The 19,413-nt window shown below is 72.1% G+C and carries 17 protein-coding genes; 11 read left to right on the plus strand and 6 right to left on the minus strand.

Annotated features, from left to right (window positions below):
• The first annotated feature begins 68 nt into the window (after positions 1-68).
• From ABT170_RS32165 to mnhG, 6 genes are read left to right on the plus strand one after another with little or no spacing between them, the layout of a single operon-like run.
• Positions 69-2,972, plus strand: a complete 2,904-nt coding sequence (locus ABT170_RS32165; RefSeq protein ID WP_351873279.1) for a Na+/H+ antiporter subunit A — start codon at positions 69-71, stop codon at positions 2,970-2,972.
• Positions 2,969-3,574: a Na(+)/H(+) antiporter subunit C gene (locus ABT170_RS32170; protein WP_329940852.1), complete on the plus strand. Its 606-nt coding sequence runs from the start codon at positions 2,969-2,971 to the stop codon at positions 3,572-3,574. Before ABT170_RS32165 ends, ABT170_RS32170 begins: the two co-directional genes overlap by 4 nt.
• A complete protein-coding gene (locus ABT170_RS32175; protein ID WP_351873282.1) occupies positions 3,571-5,223 on the plus strand; it encodes a Na+/H+ antiporter subunit D in 1,653 nt (550 codons plus the stop codon). Before ABT170_RS32170 ends, ABT170_RS32175 begins: the two co-directional genes overlap by 4 nt.
• The gene (locus ABT170_RS32180; protein ID WP_351873285.1) at positions 5,220-5,852 is read left to right on the plus strand and encodes a Na+/H+ antiporter subunit E; all 633 of its coding nucleotides are present in this window, start codon (positions 5,220-5,222) and stop codon (positions 5,850-5,852) included. The genes ABT170_RS32175 and ABT170_RS32180 overlap by 4 nt, the downstream gene beginning before the upstream one ends.
• Positions 5,849-6,184: an MrpF/PhaF family protein gene (locus ABT170_RS32185; RefSeq protein ID WP_329940849.1), complete on the plus strand. Its 336-nt coding sequence runs from the start codon at positions 5,849-5,851 to the stop codon at positions 6,182-6,184. The genes ABT170_RS32180 and ABT170_RS32185 overlap by 4 nt, the downstream gene beginning before the upstream one ends.
• On the plus strand, positions 6,181-6,534 hold the full coding sequence (gene mnhG, locus ABT170_RS32190; RefSeq protein ID WP_351873289.1) for a monovalent cation/H(+) antiporter subunit G: 354 nt from the start codon (positions 6,181-6,183) through the stop codon (positions 6,532-6,534). The genes ABT170_RS32185 and mnhG overlap by 4 nt, the downstream gene beginning before the upstream one ends.
• 12 nt (positions 6,535-6,546) lie before the next feature.
• Here mnhG and ABT170_RS32195 read toward each other — a convergent pair whose 3' ends face one another.
• Positions 6,547-6,915 carry a nuclear transport factor 2 family protein gene (locus ABT170_RS32195; protein ID WP_329940847.1) on the minus strand — a complete coding sequence of 123 codons (369 nt, stop codon included), beginning with the start codon at positions 6,913-6,915 and terminating at the stop codon, positions 6,547-6,549.
• Positions 6,916-7,105: 190 nt separating this feature from the next.
• Between ABT170_RS32195 and ABT170_RS32200 the strand changes: the two genes are divergently transcribed.
• A complete protein-coding gene (locus tag ABT170_RS32200) occupies positions 7,106-7,849 on the plus strand; it encodes a CDP-alcohol phosphatidyltransferase family protein (RefSeq protein ID WP_351873292.1) in 744 nt (247 codons plus the stop codon).
• Here the strand turns inward: ABT170_RS32200 and ABT170_RS32205 are convergent.
• Positions 7,818-8,267: an FAD synthase family protein gene (locus ABT170_RS32205; protein ID WP_329940845.1), complete on the minus strand. Its 450-nt coding sequence runs from the start codon at positions 8,265-8,267 to the stop codon at positions 7,818-7,820. The two genes, ABT170_RS32200 and ABT170_RS32205, sit on opposite strands and share 32 nt — an antisense overlap.
• 151 nt (positions 8,268-8,418) lie before the next feature.
• On the opposite strand from ABT170_RS32205, the gene ABT170_RS32210 reads away from it, so the two are divergent.
• The 3 genes from ABT170_RS32210 to ABT170_RS32220 are packed head-to-tail and all read left to right on the plus strand — an operon-like array spanning position 8,419 to position 12,658.
• Positions 8,419-9,681: a glycosyltransferase gene (locus tag ABT170_RS32210; RefSeq protein ID WP_329940844.1), complete on the plus strand. Its 1,263-nt coding sequence runs from the start codon at positions 8,419-8,421 to the stop codon at positions 9,679-9,681.
• On the plus strand, positions 9,678-11,393 hold the full coding sequence (locus ABT170_RS32215; protein WP_351873296.1) for a lipopolysaccharide biosynthesis protein: 1,716 nt from the start codon (positions 9,678-9,680) through the stop codon (positions 11,391-11,393). Before ABT170_RS32210 ends, ABT170_RS32215 begins: the two co-directional genes overlap by 4 nt.
• A gap of 20 nt (positions 11,394-11,413) precedes the next feature.
• Positions 11,414-12,658 (plus strand): MATE family efflux transporter, encoded by a 1,245-nt coding sequence (locus tag ABT170_RS32220; protein WP_351873299.1) that lies wholly within the window; start codon positions 11,414-11,416, stop codon positions 12,656-12,658.
• Here ABT170_RS32220 and ABT170_RS32225 read toward each other — a convergent pair.
• Entirely contained in the window at positions 12,627-14,189 is a 1,563-nt protein-coding gene (locus ABT170_RS32225; RefSeq protein WP_502970594.1) for a hypothetical protein, read from the minus strand. The genes ABT170_RS32220 and ABT170_RS32225 overlap by 32 nt on opposite strands.
• Positions 14,190-14,294: 105 nt before the next feature.
• Between ABT170_RS32225 and ABT170_RS32230 the strand changes: the two genes are divergently transcribed.
• Complete coding sequence (locus ABT170_RS32230) at positions 14,295-15,458, plus strand: glycosyltransferase (protein WP_351873305.1); 1,164 nt, start codon at positions 14,295-14,297, stop codon at positions 15,456-15,458.
• Positions 15,459-15,572: 114 nt separating this feature from the next.
• Here the strand turns inward: ABT170_RS32230 and ABT170_RS32235 are convergent, their stop codons facing one another.
• Genes ABT170_RS32235 through ABT170_RS32245 form a run of 3 tightly spaced genes read right to left on the minus strand, consistent with a single transcriptional unit; the run spans position 15,573 to position 19,386 of the window.
• Positions 15,573-16,400: a glycosyltransferase family 2 protein gene (locus ABT170_RS32235; protein ID WP_329940839.1), complete on the minus strand. Its 828-nt coding sequence runs from the start codon at positions 16,398-16,400 to the stop codon at positions 15,573-15,575.
• Positions 16,397-17,134, minus strand: coding sequence for an RAD23 family protein (locus ABT170_RS32240; protein WP_351873309.1), 738 nt, complete (start codon positions 17,132-17,134; stop codon positions 16,397-16,399). The genes ABT170_RS32235 and ABT170_RS32240 overlap by 4 nt, the downstream gene beginning before the upstream one ends.
• Entirely contained in the window at positions 17,134-19,386 is a 2,253-nt protein-coding gene (locus ABT170_RS32245) for a LamG-like jellyroll fold domain-containing protein (RefSeq protein ID WP_351873312.1), read from the minus strand. Before ABT170_RS32245 ends, ABT170_RS32240 begins: the two co-directional genes overlap by 1 nt.
• Positions 19,387-19,413: the final 27 nt, after the last annotated feature.

Below are 19,413 nucleotides of genomic sequence, written 5' to 3' on the forward strand. Positions count from 1 at the left end.
CGCCGTACGGGTGAACGGTCCTGGGGGATATATCTGTATTTAGTGCTTCTTCTTCCGGATGCTCAGCCGTGACCGCGCTCATCGTCTGTCATTTCCTGCTGGCGGCCTGCGCGGGCCCTCTGGTGCACCGGTTCGGCAGCCGGGCCTTCGTGGTCCTCGCCCTGCCCCCCGCCGCCGCGACCGTCTGGGCGGCCACCCAGTGGGGCGCGGCGGCCTCCGGGCGGGCGGTCACCTCGTCCTGGCGGTGGATCCCGCAGTACGACGTCTACGTCGCCCTGCGCCTGGACGCCCTGGCCGAGCTGATGGTGCTGCTCGCCGCCGGGGTCGGCACCCTCGTACTGCTCTACTGCGCCTCCTACTTCGCCGACGGCACCCCGCAACTGGCCGGGTTCGCCGGAAATCTGCTCGCCTTCGCGGGTGCGATGCTCGCCCTCGTCCTCGCCGACGACCTGATCTCGCTCTATGTGTTCTGGGAACTGACCACGGTCTTCTCCTACCTGCTGATCGGCCACGGCAGCGAACGCAAACAGAACCGCCGCTCCGCCCTCCAGGCGCTGACCGTGACCACGTTCGGCGGGCTCGCGATGTTCGTCGGCTTCCTGATCCTCGGTCAGGCGGCGGGCACCTACCGCATCTCCGCCATCGTCAGCGACCCGCCCGGGACGAGCCTCGCCGTTTCGGTGGCCGTCGTCCTGGTCCTGGTCGGGGCGCTGTCGAAGTCCGCGCTCTGGCCGTTCTCCATGTGGCTGCCGAACGCCATGGCCGCACCGACCCCCGTCAGCGCCTATCTGCACGCCGCGGCGATGGTGAAGGCCGGTGTCTACCTGGTGGCGCGGCTCGCCCCCGCCTTCGCCGACATCCCCGTCTGGCGCCCGGTGGTCCTGGTGCTCGGCGCCGCGACCATGCTGCTCGGCGGCTGGCGCGCGCTGCGCCTGAACGACCTGAAACTCGTCCTCGCCTACGGAACCGTCAGCCAGCTCGGCTTCCTCACCCTGCTCGCCGGGGTGGGCAACCGGGACGCCGCGCTCGCCGCCGCCGTCATGATCTTCGCCCATGCGCTGTTCAAGGCCCCGCTGTTCCTCGTCACCGGCATCATCGACCACGCGACCGGCACCCGCGACCTGCGCGGACTCTCCGGGGTCGGCCGGGCGCTGCCGCATGTCGCCGTCGTCGCCGTGCTCGCCGCGGCGTCCATGGCCGCCCTGCCGCCGCTGCTCGGATTCGCCGCCAAGGAGGCCGCCTTCGAAGCGCTGCTGCACGGGGACACCGCCGACCGGTGGGCGCTCGCCGCCGTCGTCGCGGGGTCGGCGCTGACCACCGCGTACACCGTACGGTTCGTCTGGGGCGCCTTCGCCCGGAAGCCCGGCCTCAAGGACACCCCCGTCCACCGCGTCGGCTGGGCCTTCCTCGCCCCGCCCGCCCTGCTCGCCGTCTGCGGGGTGGTCCTGGGACCCGGTGTCGGCTGGACCGACCGGCTGTTCAGCGCGTACGCCGACGTCTTCCCCGCCCCCGCGCACCCGTACCACCTCTCCCTCTGGCACGGTGCGGGCACGGCCCTGCTCCTGTCGGCGCTGGCCTGGGCGGGCGGTGCCGTGCTCTTCGCCGGGCGCGCCCCCGTCGCCCGGCTCTCCCGCCGCGTCGCCTGGCCCAAGGCCGACAGCGTCTTCGGTCATCTGCTGCTGGGGCTGGAACGCCTGGCCCTCCAGGTCACCGGCTTCGTCCAGCGAGGCTCGCTCTCCGTCTACCTCGCCACCACACTCCTGGTGATGCTCGCCGGGCAGCTCGCGGTGCTCATCACCGACCGCCCCTGGAACGGGGCCGCGGCACCCCGGCTCTGGGACACCCCGCTCCAGGGCGCCGTCGCCGTACTGACCTGCGCCGCGGCCCTCTGCTGTCTGACCGTGAGCCGCCGGATGAAGGCCGTCGTGCTGGCGGGCCTGACCGGATACGGGGCGGCGCTGCTCTTCGTCGTCCAGGGCGCCCCGGACCTGGCGCTCACCCAGTTCTGCGTCGAGACCGTGTCGATGATCGTGTTCGTGCTGGTGCTGCGCCGGATGCCGGTGCACTTCCAGGAGTCCGTGAGCAGCTGGCGGCGCGCGGCCCGCGTCCCGGTGGCCCTGGGCGCCGCGGCCACCATCGGCGTGGTGGTGTGGGTCGCCGCCGCCGCGCGCATCGCCGCTCCGGCCGGTGCCGCGATGGTCGAGGAGGTCGCCCACCACGGACTCAAGGACGTCGTCGCCACGATCCTCGTCGATCTGCGGTCCTGGGACACGATGGGGGAGTCCGCGGTACTCGCCGCCGCGGCCATCGGCGTGACGAGCCTGATCTATCTGCACCGCCGCAGCGAAGGCCCCATGGGCCCGGAGGAGCTGCGCGGCCGGACCGCCTGGTCGCTCTCGGCGAGCTCGCTGAGCGGACTGTCGCGGGGCCTGGAGACGGCCCCCGAGCGAAGCTGGCTGGCGGCCGGCGAGACGCTCGCCCCCGAACACCGCTCGGTCGTCTTCGAGGTGGTGGCCCGGCTGCTGTTCCACCCGATCCTGGTGCTCTCCGTGTACCTGCTGTTCTGCGCCGAGAACATGCCGGGCGGCGGATTCGTCGCCGGACTCGTCGCCGGGGTCGCCCTCATCACCCGCTATCTGGCCGGCGGCCGCTTCGAACTGGCCCAGGCGGCACCCCTGCAGCCCGGACTCTTCACCGGGCTCGGCCTCTTCGTGTCCACCGGGGTCGCGCTGCTCGGCCTCGTCGACGGCACCGTGCTGCACGCCTGGACGTACAAGGGCCGTCTGCCGGTGTTCGGCGACTACCACCTGGGGACGGCCGTGCTCTTCGACTTCGGGGTCTACCTGCTGGTCCTCGGCGTCGTCCTGGACATCGTGCGGGCCCTCGGAGCCAAGATCGACCGGCAGATCGAACGGGCGGCGGGCGTCCTCGCCCCCGCCGGCGGCCCCGAAGCGGGAGGCGGCCCCCGATGACCGTCAGCGCCTCGCTCCTGGCCACCGCCGTGGTGCTCTGCGCGGTCGGCGGCATCCTCATGCTCACCCGGCCGCTGACCCGGATCCTGCTCGGCGCCGTCATCGCGGGCAACGGCATCAACCTGCTCGTCCTGTCCGCGACCGGCTCGGCCGGTGCGGCTCCGCTGCTCTACGGCGTACCGCTGCGCCAGGTCACCGACCCGCTGCCGCAGGCCATCGCGCTCACCGCCATCGTCATCACCCTGGCCACCACCGCGTTCCTTCTCGCCATGGCCTACCGGGGCCACCAGCTCACCGGCAGCGACGAGGTGCACGACGACCTGGAGGACCGGCGCATCGTGCTGCGCGCCGAGGTGATGGGGGAGCGCGCCCAACTGCGCGAGGAATACCGCTCCGGGGCCGAACCCACCCGCGAGGAACGTGACCGCTACCTGGAGGAACGCCGCCGCCTGCGCGCCCGGCTGCGCGCCGACCGCGCCCTCCAGGCCCGCGGCCGCGACGCTTCGGGCGACCTGTGGCACGACGTCCTGGGCGCGGACCCGGAGGACTACGCGCGCCAGGAGAACCCCGGCGTGCGCGACGACCGAGGAGTGACCGGATGAACGCGCTCGTCCCGCTGCCGGTGCTGCTGCCGCTCTGCGCCACCGGCCTCAGCCTCGCCTTCGGCACCAGGCTCAAACGTTTCCAGCGCTTCATCAGCGTCGCCGTGCTCTCCGCCGTCACGGCGCTCTCGGTCGTCCTGATGATCGCCGCCGACACCGGTGGACCGCTCTCCGTCCACCTCGGCGACTTCGCACCGCCGCTGGGCATCACCCTGGTCGCGGACAGGCTCACCGGACTGATGCTGACCGTCTCCTCGGCCGTCACGCTCTGCGTGCTGGTCTACTCCCTGGGCCAGGGCATGGCCGACCGGGACGAGGAGACACCGGTGGCCGTGTTCCACCCCGCGTATCTCATCCTGGTCGCCGGGGTCTCCTGCACCTTCCTGGCCGGAGACCTCGTCAACCTGTACGTCGGCTTCGAGATCATGCTGGTGGCCAGCTTCGTCCTGCTGACCCTCGGCGGCACCGGTCCCCGCATCCGGGCGGGATCCACCTACGTGATCATCTCGCTGTTCTCCTCGATGCTGTTCCTCACCGCCATCGCCATGACGTACGCGGCGACCGGCACCGCGAACTTCGCCCAGCTCGCCCAGCGCCTGGGCGAACTCCCGCTCGGCGTACAGACCCTGATCCAGGCGATGCTGCTGACCGTCTTCGCGATCAAGGCCGCCGTGTTCCCGCTCGCCGCCTGGCTCCCCGACTCCTATCCCACGGCCCCGGCCCCCGTCACCGCCGTCTTCGCGGGACTGCTCACCAAGGTCGGCGTCTACTGCATGCTGCGTACGGAGACGCTCCTGTTCCCCGGCAACCGGCTCGGCGATCTCCTGATGGCCGCCGCGCTCGCCTCCATGGTCATCGGCATCCTCGGCGCGGTCGCCCAGACCGACCTGAAGCGGCTGCTCTCCTTCACCCTGATCAGCCACATCGGCTACATGGTCTTCGGCATCGGACTCGCCACCCGGCAGGCGTACGGCGGTGCCATCGTCTACGTCGCCCACCACATCACCGTCCAGACGACACTGTTCCTCGTCGCCGGGCTCATCGAACGCCGCGGCGGCACCACCGAACTCACCCGGCTCGGCGGTCTGGCCCGCGCCGCGCCGGTCCTGGCTCTCCTCTTCTTCGTCCCCGCGATGAACCTCGCCGGCATCCCCCCGCTGTCGGGGTTCATCGGGAAGCTCGGACTCATGCGGGCGGGTGTCGCCGACGGCGGCGTCTGGCCCTGGATCCTGGTCATCGGGTCGGCCGTGACCAGCCTGCTCACGCTGTACGTGATGGCCAAGGTCTGGAACCTGGCGTTCTGGCGGGCCGCGCCCCCCGGTCAGGCCGCCGACGGCACCGTCCTGGAGTCCGACGACGACAACGACGACGACACCGACGAGGGCCCCGACAACATCCCCGGCACCGGCGACGAGGGCATCGCCCCCCGCCCCCACCCGGCCGGCCGGGTCGTCGCCGCCACCCTGCACGGACGGGCCGTCACCACCACGACCCGGCTGCCCCGCACCATGACCGCGGCCACCGCCGCCACCGTCGTGCTCGGGCTCGCCTTCACCGTGCTCGCGGCCCCCCTGACCTCGTACACCGACCGCACGGCCGCCGAACTCCTGAGGCGGACCCCGTACATCGAGGAGGTGCTCGGCCGGTGAGACGATTCCTCACCCTGTCGTTCCGCGACGCCGATCTGCCGCCCTTCAGCTGCCAGTTCGGCGACCGGCGCAGACGGGTGCTCGACCTGCCGCTGATCGCCTGGCTCACCGTGATCTGGGTCCTGCTCTGGTCCACGCTGACCTGGGCCAACGTGGTGACCGGCGTGGTCGTCGCCGTCGCCGTCTGCCTGGCCTTCCCGCTGCCCCGCGTCGATCTGGGGCTGCGGCTGCACCTCTGGGGCATCCTGCGGCTCGTCGCCTATCTGCTCTACGACATGTACACCTCGGGAGTGAAGGTCACCCGGCAGATCTTCGCCGGGCACCCCCACCGGGCCGCCGTCATCGGCGTACCGCTGCGCTGCCGCAGCGATCTGATGCTCGCCGCGACCGCCGTGGCCGTCTCCAATGTGCCGGGCGGCTCGATCGTCGAGGTGCGCCGGGCCACCTCCACGGTGTTCCTGCACGTCCTGGACGCGGACCGGCCGGAGGAGCTCGAAGCCGCCCGGCGTTCGGTGTGGCGGCTGGAGGAACTGACGGTACGGGCCTTCGGTACCCCAGACGAGATCGACAGGGTGGCCGGACCGCCCCCACCGCACCGCGCCCGGACAGCGGGAGGGGACCTGACATGAGCGCACCCGAGAACGTCGACCGGATCCTGCTGATCGCCGCCGTCGTGATGGTCGTCGTCGCCGGGGCACTGCTGCTGATCCGGATCTGGCGCGGCCCCTCCATGCTGGACCGGGCGATCGCGCTGGACGTGTGCGCCGCCCTGATCATCGCGGGCCTCGGCGCCAAGTCCGCCTTCGCCCGGGACTCGTTCTACTTCCCGATCATGCTGGTGCTGGCGTTCCTCGGTTTCACCGGGTCGGTGGGCATCGCCCGCTTCATCGCCGTACGCGACCGCCCGCTTGCCCGCCGGGTACCACCGCCCGGCACCGGAAGTCAGGAGGGACCGCGGTGAACGTCTGGTTCCGGATCGCCGACACGCTCGGTGCCCTCGTGCTCCTCGTCGGGGCGCTGATCTGTCTGCTCGGAGTCATCGGCATGCTGCGGCTGCCGGACGTCCTGTCCCGCAGCCACGCCGCGACCAAGCCGCAGACCCTCGGGATGCTGCTCGTGCTGGCCGGGGTGGCACTGCGGCTGCGCAGCGGCATGGACCTCGCCACCCTCGCCCTCATCGGCTTCTTCCAGATGCTGACCGGCCCGGTCGCCGCGCATCTGGTGGCCCGGTCCGCGTACCGGACCGGGCAGATCGACCACGCCGAACTGCTCTTCGACGAACTCGACGAACAGCTGACCGAGGAGAGGTGACAGGGAGACCGGTCAGGCCCCCGGGAGCCGGTCCAGGAAGCCGCTGACGGAGCGGATCCGCCCGTCCTCGGCCAGCCTGATCACATCGAACCCGGCGGCGGGCGCCGAACCGTCCGCCCCGGAGACCAGGTCCCAGGTGAAGCGCACCAGGTCGTGGTGCGCGTCCGGGGTGCCCGTCGGCCGGAAGCCGAAGCCGGGGAACTGCCGGTGCGCACCGCTGATCGCGGCCACCAGCCCGTCGTGGCCCCGCACATCGGCCAGCGGGTCGGTGTAGGTGGCGTCCTCGGTGAAGGCCGCGGCCACCGCCTTCTCCAGCTCCTCGGGCGAGGTGGTGTTCCAGGCGGTGAAGTAGCGCTGAACGGCGTCCTCGTATGCGGTCACGGTGCGTCCTCTCGCCGGGGGCCGCGGGGCCCTCGTCCTGCCGCTCCGGTGCTCCGGGGCGGTGGACACACCCTGACGCGGGGGCCGGGCCGGGGTCGATTACCTCCCGGGTAAGGGAGATCGCCGCTCCGCCCCACGGGGACGCGTTCCGCGTGCCATGATGCGGGCAATGCCGGACGCTGGGGGGCGTATGGGAAGCACAGGTACAGTGCTGCGCGAATTGCGCGGCGCGCAGAAGACGTCCAAGGGCGTCTCGCTCTACTCGCGGTACGTGAACCGTCCGGCGGGGCGGGTACTGGCGGCCGGGGCCTTCAGAGCTGGTATGACTCCCAATCAGGTCACTCTCGTCAGCGCCCTGTTCACCTTCGCGGCGATCTCCTCGCTCGCCCTTGCCCCGCCGTCGTGGGGACTGGGCCTCGCCGTCTGCGCGGGGCTGGTGACCGGCTTCGCCTTCGACTCGGCCGACGGCCAGCTCGCCCGGCTCACCGGCAGGGGCGGCCCCGACGGGGAGTGGCTGGACCATGTCGTGGACTGCGCGAAGATGATCCTCGTCCACACCGCTGTACTGATCTCCTTCTACCGCTTCACCGAACTGCCTAGTGACATATGGCTGTTGTTGCCACTGGGCTTTCTGTTCGTCTCGGTGCTCACCTTCTGCGCCGGACTTCTGCGCGAGCAGCTCGGCCGGGCCGCCGCCCGCGCCGTCCCGGCCGGCTCCGACCCGGCCGGCTCCGCCCCCGCGCCGGCGTCCCGGCTGCGGGCCGTGGTGCTTCTGCCCGCGGACTACGGGGTGTTCTGCCTGGTGTTCCCGCTGCTCGGCGCACCCGGGGCCTTCCGGACCGGGTACGCCGTGCTCGCGGCCGTGCACGCGGTGTTCCTGGTGGCGTTCCTCGCCAAGTGGTTCAGGGAGCTGAAAGCGTTCCGGGTTGACTGACCAGGACGTCCAGCGCCCGGCGCAACTGGGTGCTGGAGGTGTGCACGGTGTACGGGAAGTAGACGACCTCCACGCCCACTTCGGCGAAGTCCCGCTCCAGCCGCTTCCCCTTTCCGGTGCCCCGCCAGTCGTCGCCCTTGAAGATGACGTCGAACCGGACCTGCTGCCAGGTCTCGACCTTGTCCGGCACCGTCTCGACGAACGCGGCGTCCACGTAGCGGACGCTGCGGACGATCTCCAGCCGCTCGGGCAGCGGGATCACCGGTCTGTGGCCCTTGGCCAGGGCGGCCATCTCGTCCGAGACGACCCCCGCGACCAGGTAGTCGCACTGGCTGCGGGCGTGCCGCAGGATGTTCAGGTGCCCGACGTGGAACAGGTCGTACACCCCCGGTGCGTAACCGACTCTGTGCTGCGCCATCCGTTCTCTCCCCCCCACGGTGAGCGCGATGTGTGCTGATGTGCCAACGACACTACTGTGAAGAACACTTGGGCAAGCCGTGAACGGATAAGCTCAAGGGGGGCTGCCCCCTGGGGATTGGCTGCCGTTCCGGGGGGAAGGCGATCGTGTGATGTCCGCTGTCGAGCAGCACAGGCCGTTCGAGAACCGCCGACTCCTGGTGGTCTCGACCAACTACGCACCGGAGCTCACGGGCATCGGCCCGTACGCCACCCAGCTCGCCGAGCACTGGGCCGCCTCCGGCGCGCTGACCCAGGTGCTCACCGGCATGCCGCACTATCCGTCCTGGCGGGTCGACGCGCGCTACCGGGGAGTGTGGCGGACGACCGAGACCCGTGAGGCCGTCGGCGTGCACCGCCGAAGACACTATGTGCCCTCCCGCCAGACGGCCCTGCGCAGAGCCGCGTTCGAGGCCACGGTCCTCGGGCACGGGCTCCTCGCGCCGCCGCCCGGACGCCCGGACGCCGTGATCGCCCAGATGCCGAGCCTCGCGGGCGGGGTCATCGGTGCCCGGATCGCCCGCCGCCACCGTGTCCCCTACCTGCCCGTCGTCCAGGACCTGATGGGCGCGGCCGCCGCGCAGAGCGGTATCCGGGGCGGCGGCCGAGCGGCGGCGGTCGCCGCCGCCGCCGAGCGGTACGCGCTGCGCCATGCCGCCCTCGTCGGCGTCATCCACGAGAGTTTCGTCCCGGGCGTCAGGGCCCTCGGTGTCGACCCCGCACGCATCCGGCTGGTCCCCAACTGGACCCATGTGCAGGGGCCCACCGCCGACCGGGCGGCCACCCGCGCCCGCCTCGGCTGGGCCGAGGGCACCCCGGTCCTGCTGCACTCCGGGAACATGGGCCTCAAACAGGGGCTCGAAGTCCTGGTCGACGCCGCCCGCCGGGCGCCGGACATCCGTGTCGTGCTGATGGGCGACGGGAACCAGCGCGACGCGCTGCGCGCCCGTGCCGCGGGACTGGCCAACCTCGACTTCCTGCCACCCGCCGGGGCAGGGGAGTTCACCGACATCCTCGCCGCCGCCGATGTCCTCGCGGTGACCCAGCGCGCCTCGGTGCTCGACATGAGCGTCCCCTCCAAACTGACCTCCTACTTCGTCTCCGGGCGGCCCGTCGTCGCCTCCGTCGCCGACGAGGGCGGCACGGCCGATGAGGTACGCCGCTCCGGCGCCGGCGCGCTGGTCGCCCCGGAGGACCCGGCCGCCCTGCTCGACGCCGTACGGAAACTGGCCCAGGACCCCGTCACGGCCGACGCGCTCGGCGCACACGGACCTCGCTACGTCGCACAGCATCTGAGCAGGCAGGCGGGACTGGCCCGCTTCGACGCACTGCTGGCCGAGGTCCTCGGCACCGGACAAGGGAGCCCACGCCGATGACGCATCAGATCCGCACCCTGGACGAACAGGACGAACCGGCCCTGCTGCGGGACCAGTTCCGCCAGCTCCTGCGCTACCGGCGGCTGCTGATCGCCGGCATCGCGGTCGGGCTGCTCGGCGGCGCGTACCTCGCCCTGGGCGGCGAGGACACCTACACCGCGACCGGCGAGGTCCAGGTCCGCTCCGCCACCGCCGACCCCTTCGCCACCGGCGCCTCGGCCGACAAGGGCATCAACATCGGCTCCGAGCGGCAGACCGCCGTCAGCGACACCGTCGGCGCCCTGGCCGCCAACGCCCTGGCCCAGTGGGGCGACCACGTGCCCGCCGGTGAACTGCTCTCCGGCCTCCAGGTCACCAACCCGCCCAACACCCTCACCCTGCGCTTCTCCTACACCGGCCGCACCCCCGCCCAGTCCAGCACCCGGGCCGAGGCCCTCGCCAACGCCTACCTGGAACACCGCAAGGCGCGCACCGAGGAGAGCATCGCGAACATGGCCACCGGCTACCGGGCCCAGCTCGAACCGCTGGAGGACAAGCGCGATCTGCTGGAGGAGGAGATCGGGGCGGGCGAGGCCGACGACGTGAGCAGCGCCCGCGCCAACATCATCGTCTCCATCTCCGAACTCAGCAGGAAGATCTCCGAGTTGGAGGCTCTGGACACCACGCCCGGATATCTCAACAAGAAGCCCGTCCCCCCGACGGAGCCCACCGGGGCCGGGCTGTTGCTGCTGCTCGGACTCGGCGGCGTCGTCGGACTCGCGCTCGGCCTGCTGATGTCCTGGGTGCGCCTCGTCTTCGACCCGGCCGTCCGCTCCACCCGCGAGGTCGTCCGCTGTCTGGGCGCCCCGCTGCTGGGCACCCTGCCCCGCGAGCGCACCGCCCCGGGCTCCCTGCTCGCGATCGGGCGCGGCGGCAGCCGGCTCGCCGAGGAGTACCGCGCGGTCGCCTTCCGCCTCGCCTACGACCCGTCGTTCGCGCGGAGCCGCCGGCTGCTGGTCACCGCGCCGCGCGGCGACAACGCCGCCGCGGCCGCGGCAGCCGCCAACCTGGCCGCCGCCTTCGCCGAGATGGGACGCGACGTACTCCTCGTCGAGGCCGACCTCCGCACTCCGTCACTGGCCCGGGACCTGGGCCAGGCCGCCTACGGCGTACGGCCGCGCTGGGCCGGGGACCCGGCGGCCTCCCCCCGGAACGCCCGGAACACCCCGCACGCCCCGGGCAGCTGGCCCGCGGGTACCCGCTCCAACGTGGACGTCCCCGGCTCCGGAGCCTTCGCCCTGGTCGCCGGGGTCACGGTGGACAATGTGCCGCGAGCCCTGACCTCGGCGTCCGTCGGACGCATCGTGGCCGAGGCCGACCGGCCCGGAGCCGTGGTCATCGTCCTCGCCCCGCCCGTCCTGGCGTACGCCGACGCGGTCGCCCTGGTGGACCGGGTGGAGGGCGTCATGGTGGTCTGCGACCCCCGTGAGGTGCACCGCAGCGACCTGGAACGCATCCGGGAGATCATCGGCGCGTCCGGCGGCTCCGTACTCGGCGTCCTGCTCCACCCGGGCCGCGGCCGGGCCGTACGCCGGCCGCGCGCCGGGCGCCAGAAGTCCGCCCGGCGCCGCAACGGCTCCGGACCGGGCGCCCACACCGGACCGGTGAGCACCGGTGACCCCAGCGAGACGCTCGGCCTGCGCCCCTACGACCTTCCCGCCGGGCGGCCATGAGAACACCCTCACGGGAGCCCGTGAGGACCCGGACCGCGATCGTCTGCTCGGTCGCGGACCAGGGCGTGGCGGCCCTCACCAACATCCTGGTGCTGGTGGCGGCGGCCCGGCTCTCCACCGTGGCCGACTTCGCCCGCTTCTCGGCGGTCTACCTCGTGTTCACCGTGCTGCTCGGGATCTCCGGCGCGTACACCGGACAGCCCCTGGTGCTGAGCCGCGGACGCGGCCGGGAGACCCGGAGCGCCTGCCGCTCCGCCGTCGCCCTCACCCTGCTCGCCTCGGCGGCGCTCGGCGCGCTCCTCGCCACCGTCTGCCTCCTGCTGCCCGGCGACACCGCCCGTGCCCTCATGATGCTGGGGCTCGTCCTTCCCGTGGTCCTCGGCCAGGACGCCGTGCGCTACGCGTTCTCCACCCTCCAGCGGCCCCACCTCGCACTGACGGCCGACCTGCTCAGGCTCGCCTGCGTACTGGCCGCGCTGTCCGCCCAGCCGCACGGCGCCGGGGCCGCGCGGCTGATCACCGTCTGGGGCCTGTCCGCGCTGCCCGCCCTGCTGCTCTCCGCCGCCCTGCTGCACCGGGAAGTGGCCGGGAGCCCGGTGCGGCTGCCTCCGCTGCTGCGCCGGGGCCACCTCGGCAGGCGCTTCGTCGTGGAGTTCGGGGTGGGCAACGCGACCGGACAGCTCTCCGTCCTCGGGCTCGGCGCGGTCGGCAACCCGCTCCTGGTCGGCGCGCTGCGCGGGGCCACCACCCTGTTCGGGCCGCTCAACGTGCTCTTCACCTCGGCCACCGGCTTCGGCCCGCCGCTGCTCGGCCGCATCGGCGACGAGCGACGCAGAGTACGGGTCACCGCCGCTCTCGCCGCCGTGCTGGCCGCGACCGCCGCGGCCTGGGCCACCGTGCTCGCGCTGCTCCCGGACGGGGCGGGCCGCGGACTGCTGGGCGACACCTGGCCGGTGGCATCGGCGCTGCTGCCCGCGACCGGCAGCCAGTACGCGGCGATGGCGGTGGGCACCTGTGGGCTGCTGGCTCTGCGGATGCTCGACCCACGGACCACCCTGGCGATCCAGGTGGTGTTCTCGCTGGCCGCCGTCGCCTTTCTGACCTGCGGCTATCTGCTCGCCGGAGTCCCCGGTGCCGCCTGGGGGCTCTGCCTGGGCTCGGTCTGCAAGGCCGCCGCCACCTGGATCCGGGTGTACCGGCTGCGCCACCGCGCCCCGGCACCGGGGGAGCGGCTCAGCGCCGGCGCCGTACGGCCCGCTCCCTGAAACCGGTCACGAGCAGCAGACACAGCGCGGCGATGGCGAGCTTGCCCACGGACTGGAGCAGCGGCCCGCGCAGCAGGATGAAGGTGTACCCGGCGATGAGCGGGGCGGCGATCGCCAGGACGCTGCCGGGTCCCGGCCCGTCCCGGGAGACCGCCAGTGCGTAGCGGCGGTCGGTACGGGCGGCGGCGTAGCCGATCAGCGCGAGACCGCCGGTCATTCCGGCCGGACCGAAGTCCACCCAGAACTCGGTCCACAGCGGCGCGGACAGGTTGGTCATGTTCATCCCCATCCACTGTCCGACCCTGACCCCGGTGTCCTCCGGTTTGCCGCTCCACACCGCCCGGGGCACGAAGAAGAGCCCGGAGCCCGCCAGTTGCCTGCCGTAGGTGTGGCCGCGGGTGTCGACCCAGGAGATGGTGTTGGCGAACATCACCGTCTGGTCGTAGTCCTTGGTGGCCAGCGGTTCGAAGACGGACGCCGACTGCACGGGCCGGTACCCCTCGTCGTCGTACCGGAACCGGTCCGCGTACGGGAACAGCACCAGCGCCCCGACGACTCCCGTCGTGAGCACCGAGCGGTACATCGCGGCACTGCTCGGGAACGCGGTGAACAGGAAGGAGACCAGGACCGTCAGGAACCAGTAACGGGCGTTGGAGACCGGGTTGTTCACGATCAGGTTGAGCAGAGCGAGGCCGACCCACACCAGCACCGTGGACGGGGCGCGGCGGGCGGCACGCGAGGTCACCAGCCGCCGGGTGTAGAAGAGCAGCGCCAGGAGCGCCGGTACGGTGCCGAAGCCCTTCAGGAACGCCGAGCCCACATTGGACTCGGTGGACGCGACCCCGCTGGCCGCCACGGACGCGCTGATCTCCTGGCGGCTGGAGAAGAAGACGGCGGGTCCGCCGAGCTTCAGCACGTAGTACCCGCTCGCCGCGAAGGCCAGCAGCACCAGCAGCCGGAGCCGGACCGGGTGCGCGACGGCGGAGCCGCGCACGCCTCCCGTGCCTCCGGCGGCTCCCGTGCCGGGCGCGACGCGCGGGCCCGTACGGTGCCGCAGGGGCCGCCGGGACGCCAGGAGCGCCCCCAGGTCGAACGCGGCACAGCCCACCAGGATCATCGCGATGGCCGTCACCAGGTCCGAGCGGGGCCCGACCAGCGGTGTCGGCGTCTGCCCGATCACCGCCTGCGCGAACGGCGCCACTCCCATCGCGATGTACACGAACATCCAGAAGACGCCCTGGAGCAGCCGCCGCCGGGTGGACAGGATCATGGTGGCGAGCCGGGCCCCCGCATAACAGGTCAGCACCAGCTGGAGCCAGTACCCGTTGTCCCGGACCCCCGCCCCGGGCTGCGCGGCGATCAGCGCGGGCAGGAAGCACACCAGCCCCAGGATCAGCGGCACGGCGAGCGCCCGCGACAGCATCGCCCACGACATGGGCCTGGCCGGAGCCCTGCCGGACCCGCTCCCACCGCCCCCGTCCGCGGGTGCGGCCAGGGGCGCGGACGGTGCCGGATCCCGCACGGACGTCATGCGCCCCCCGTTTCGTGGACCTGTGAACACTCTAACGAATCACCCCACTTGAGGGGATGTGCTGACTAGTCTGTGGAATGTCGGCCGAGGTTGAGGGGAACCCTGGTGAAGGTTCTGCACGTTGTCACATTGCACACCCCGGACCATGCGTTCGGTGGCCCGACCCGGGTGGCGCTCAACCTGTCCAAGCTCCAGCGCGCGGGCGGCGACGACGCCCGGATCATGGCTCTGGGCGACGGCTTCGGCCCCGGCGCACTGCCCGGCGAGGTCGAGGGGGTTCCCGCCCATCTTTTCCAGGCCCGGCATCTGCTCCCCAGGTTCGAGGTCAGCGGCATCACCTCCGGACCCCTGCTGCTGGCCGCACGCCGCATGATGCGCGGCGCCGACCTCGTACACGTCCATCTCATGCGCGACCTGGTGACCCTGCCCGCCGCGCTGCTCGCGCTGGCCACCCGCACGCCGCTGGTCGTCCAGACGCACGGAATGGTCGATCCCACCGAGAACAGGGTCGCCCGGCTCACGGACCTGCTGGGCGTGCGGCGGGTGCTGCGCGGCGCCGATGCCGTCCTGTGTCTGACCGAGACGGAGCGCGTCGATGTGAACGCCGTCGCCGCGCCCGTCCCGCTGACCCGCACCGTGCGGCTGGTCAACGGCGTACGGCCGCAGGAGCGCAAGCCCGCCCGGGACCGGGACCGGCCGCCGACGGTTCTCTTCCTCGCCCGGATCCAGGAACGGAAGCGGCCGGAGGACTTCGTCGCCGCGATGCCCGCCGTCCTGGCCGAGCACCCCGACGCGCGCTTCGTCCTGGCGGGGCCCGACACCGGCGCACTGCGCGGAACACTCGAACTCGCCCGCAGACTGGGGGTAATGGACTCCCTCGACCCGGTGGGGCCGCTCGGTCACGAAGAGGTCCTCGAAGCGGGCCGGCGGGCCGATGTGTATGTGCTGCCCTCGATCGAGGAGCCGCTGGGTGTCTCCGTGCTCGAAGCGATGTCCGTGGGCACGCCCGTCGTCATCACCCGAACCTGCGGTCTCGGCCCGGAGGTGGCGCGGGCCGGGGCGGGCCGGGTGATCGACAGCCGGCCGGGCGAGGACGGGGCCAACGCGGCGAAGGTCGCCGGTGCGGTCCTGGAACTGCTGGAGCCCGAGGCCAATGAGCGGGCGGGCAGGGCGGCTTGGGAGCTCGTCGGCGAACACTTCACCATTGCCGCCGTGACCGGAACCCTCCGGCGGACCTACGAGGACGTGGTCCGCCGGAAGGCCGTCTGACGGGAACGGGTCCGTACCCACCCCGGTCCGTTCCCGCCCTGGGGCCGTTCCCACGGCCCGGGTCCGTTCCCGCCCCGGGGCCGTTCCTTCCCCGCCCGGTGCGGCGGCGGGCGCTCAGCCCTTCCGGCCCTCACGGGACTTGAGCGCGATCTGCCAGCGGTAGAAGCTCATCGCCAGCGCGAAGTCGAAGCCCGCCCGTCCGTCCAGGAACCCCCGCCGGTAGACGTACATGTACGCGAAGGACACCAGCGGCTTGAACGGCGCCTTGTGGAACAGCTGCCCCTGCCGGGACTTGACCCTGCGGACCTGCTCCTTCACCTCGGGGTGGTGCTCCAGCCACGCCTCCCAGTCCGAGTAGCGGTTGTGCCGCTCGAACCAGGCGGTGACCGGGTCGAGGTCCTGGTGTTCGATGGGGTTGCGGAGCGAGCCCGCCGTCCCGGCGACCGGCTGGTAGTGACCCTCGACCTCTCCGATCCCGGGGGCGTCGAGATCGCCGACCTCCGGGTAGTGGCAGCGGGTGCGGTCGGTGAGGGACCGCTTGCGGATGGTGTAGCCGTGCCTCAGCCGCTTCCCCGAGAACCAGTAGCCCAGGGGAATGTCATATGCCGCGGGCTTCGGAGCCGTCGGATCGGCGAAGATCTCCCGCAGCTCGGCGAGCAGCCCGGGGCTGAGCCGTTCGTCGCCGTCCAGCAGGAGAATCCAGTCCAGATCGGTGCGGACATGGTCCAGGCACCACTGTTTCTTCCGCGGATGCCCGCCCTCCCAGGTGTAGTCGATCACCTCGGCGCCGCACTCCTCGGCGATCCTCACCGTGTCGTCGGTGCTGTGGGAGTCCACCACGACGACCGCCTCGAAGTGGCCGAGCACCGACTTCACCGCCTCGGCGATGTTCAGTCCCTCGTTCTTCGTGGGGATCGCCACGGCGATCGGCAGTCTGGTCATCCGGCCTTTCCTTCGGGGAGCCAGGCGTAGCAGCCTGTGGAGGTGAAGGCGCGGGCCGCCTCCGGGACGGTGATCCGCGTCCGCTCGGCGGATGCGGCGCCGGACGGGCCCGAGCCGGAGGACCTGGAGCCCGAGGTGCCCGAGCCCAGGACCTTGCCGCCCGCACCGGTGATCTGCCAGGAGCAGTCGGGGGTGGGGGAGACCGCGCGGTAGCGGCCCGGCCGCAGGCCCTTGCCGGTGTGCGTGCCGTCCGGGTAGCCGAGGGCCGCCTCGACCGCCAACTCCCGGTGCTGGGTGCACAGATGGGACACCGCGGGCTTCGCGCCGGCGATCTCGCCGGTAACGATCGCCGCGACGGCGGTGTCCCGGTCGGCCTTGACCAGATAGCCGAGCCTGTCGCAGGTCTCCTGCCCGGTCTGCAGCACGGCGGCCGGGTCCATGCCCACCGGGACCCGGTCCACCAGGTACTCCTTCTGCTTCTTCGTGAAGGAGCCGGTGGCCGGGGTGATCCGGTCGGCGGGCACCTTGGGCGGCTCGCTCGTGGGCCCGGCGGAGGGTCCGCCCGCCGGACCGGTGGACGTACCTTCGGCGGACGGCCCGGCGACGGGCCCGGAGGCCGCGGGGCTCCGGGCCCCCGCGGCCTCCGGGCCGTTCCCGTCGGCGGACGAGCCGCAGGCGGCCAGCGCCGCCGTCATGACGACGACGGCGGCACCGGCCAGGAACGGATGCCGCATCAGCCGTTCCTCAGGGCGTAGTGCGCACTGACCTGGGAGGCGCTCAGCGCGGTGGGGTAGACGGCCGTCTCGTCGATCTGCCCGGCGAAGTAGTTGCTGGTCGGACGGCTGGGCCAGCCGGAGAGACTGTCACCGCCGGCCCGCCAGTAGCCGGGGTAGTTCTCATTGGCCGTGTACAGGAAGTTCGACGCGCGCAGTTGTCCGTCGACGTACAGCGCCATCCCGCCGGTGCCCTGGGTGGCGACGACATGGTGCCACTTGCCGTCGTTGTACGCCCCGGTCGTGGTGACGGTGCGGGTGCCCCCGCTGCGGACGCCGAAGACCAGCCGTCCGTCGTCGCGCATGTAGACGTGCTTGTCGAACGTGGTGCTGTTCTGCATGATCTTGTTCCCGAACCCGATGATCCTGCCGCCCCGGGTGGTGGTGGTCTTGATCCAGGTCTCCGTGGAGAAGCGGGTGGGCTGCGCGTACCGGGTGTTGCCGTACACATACTCGTCGAGCCCGTTGAACCCGATCGCGGTGGAGTCGCCGGCGATGGCGGCCGGGGTCTGCCGGTAGGCGGGGCCGTTGCGCAGGAAGCCGTTGCTCAGCTTGCTTCCGGTGTCGGCGGCGAAGGTCGCCGCGCCCTCGTCGTAGCGCCAGTACAGCGAGGCTCCGTCGGCCAGCACCCGTGCCGGGTAGCGTTCCGTGGCGGCCGCCACGGTGGCGGACTGTGCCGGGGACTTGGCGCTGGTGTTGGTGCCGTCGCTCGCGGTGATCCGGTACGAGTGGGTCTCGCCCACAGCCACGTCGGTGTCCGCCCAGGTCAGCTGCGGCCGGTCCCAGAACAGCGAGTACCCCGTCGTGGTGTGTACGGGGGTGCTCGCCCCGTCCTTGTAGATCCGGTACGTCAGCTCCCCGTCGTCGGTGTCGAAGCTGGTCTGCCAGTTGACGGTGATCCTGCCCGGGGTGACCGTGGAGAGGCTGACGTTGGGCACCCACGGCGCCCCGGTGTCGGGACCGTCGGCGAACCGGGTCAGACCTTGCTGGGCCGAGCCGTTGACCGTGGTGAACTCCCCGCCGACCCAGAGGTAGTGGCGTCCGCCGCTGTCCGTCTGGGACATCGTCCGGGGTCCCACGGGCTCCCCGATCCCGTCGTTGGTGTCCGGGAACCACGGCAGCAGCTTCGGGTCGTCGACCGACTGCGCCAGCAGGTGCTTGCGCTCCTGGTCCGGGAACTCGCCCATGCTGTAGCAGTCGTGGGCGTGGCTGCCGCTGTACAGCACGCCCTTGTGGACCAGCACGGCCTGCGTCGCTCCCAGGCAGGTGTCGCGCCACCGCTGCTGGAAGTCGTCCAGGTCGAGTGCGATACGGCCGTCGAAGACCCCACCGCCGGTGCCTTCGTTGGCGGTGTAGAAGCCGGTGGCGTCCGTGGTCAGGTCCTGCACCGTGGAGGTGTTCGGGATGAATCCGGGATAGCTCTTGGTGAGCGCGCCGGTGGTGGCATCGACCACGGCCAGCGCGTGCGAGCTGGTGCCGTTGACGGTGAAGAAGTCCCCGCCGAGCAGGACGTGCCGCCCGTCCGGGGTCACCTCGACGGCCCGTGCCACCTCGTCCGCGTTCGCGGTGAAGGGCAGCAGGTCCGCGCCCGTGGTGACGGCGGCGAACTTGTTGCGGGTCTTGCCGCCCACGTTGTTGAAGTCCCCGCCCAGATAGACGGTGTCGGCGGTGACGGCGAGCGCCCGCACCGTCGCCGAGACGGAGATCTTGAAGTCGTCGCGCGGGGTGCAGGTCGCGGTGTCGATCGCCACGAGATTGCTGACCCCGACCCCGTTCACCGACCCGAACTGGCCGCCCGCGTAGAGGGTCTCACCGTCCGGGGACAGCGTCAGCGCCCGCACGGTCGCGGTCCCCGAGGACTGGGTGAAGGACAGGGAACAGCCGGTCGGTGCCCCGGTCGCCGCGTCGAACGCGGCGAAGTTGACCGCCGGCTGTTCGGCGGTGCCGGGCGCGGCGTCCGGCGGGCGTACGGTCGAGAAGGTGCCGCCCGCGTACACGATGCCGTCCCGCGCGGCCATCGACCAGACGATGCCGTTGGTCTGCCAGGTGGTGAGGTCGTCCGCCGTGAGGGACACCGGCGGGGTCAGCGCGGCCGAGGGGGATGTGCCCGCCGCGGTCGCGGTCAGGGCCCCGGCCAGCAGGCAGAGCGCGGCGGCGGCGGCTCGCACACGGCCGCGTCCCCCAGGGCTTTGCCCCGTACTTCCGTTCATCATTCGGCTCCGAAGGTGAGAACGATCTGC

The organism is Streptomyces sp. NPDC001787, assembly GCF_040297465.1.
GTDB lineage: Bacteria > Actinomycetota > Actinomycetes > Streptomycetales > Streptomycetaceae > Streptomyces.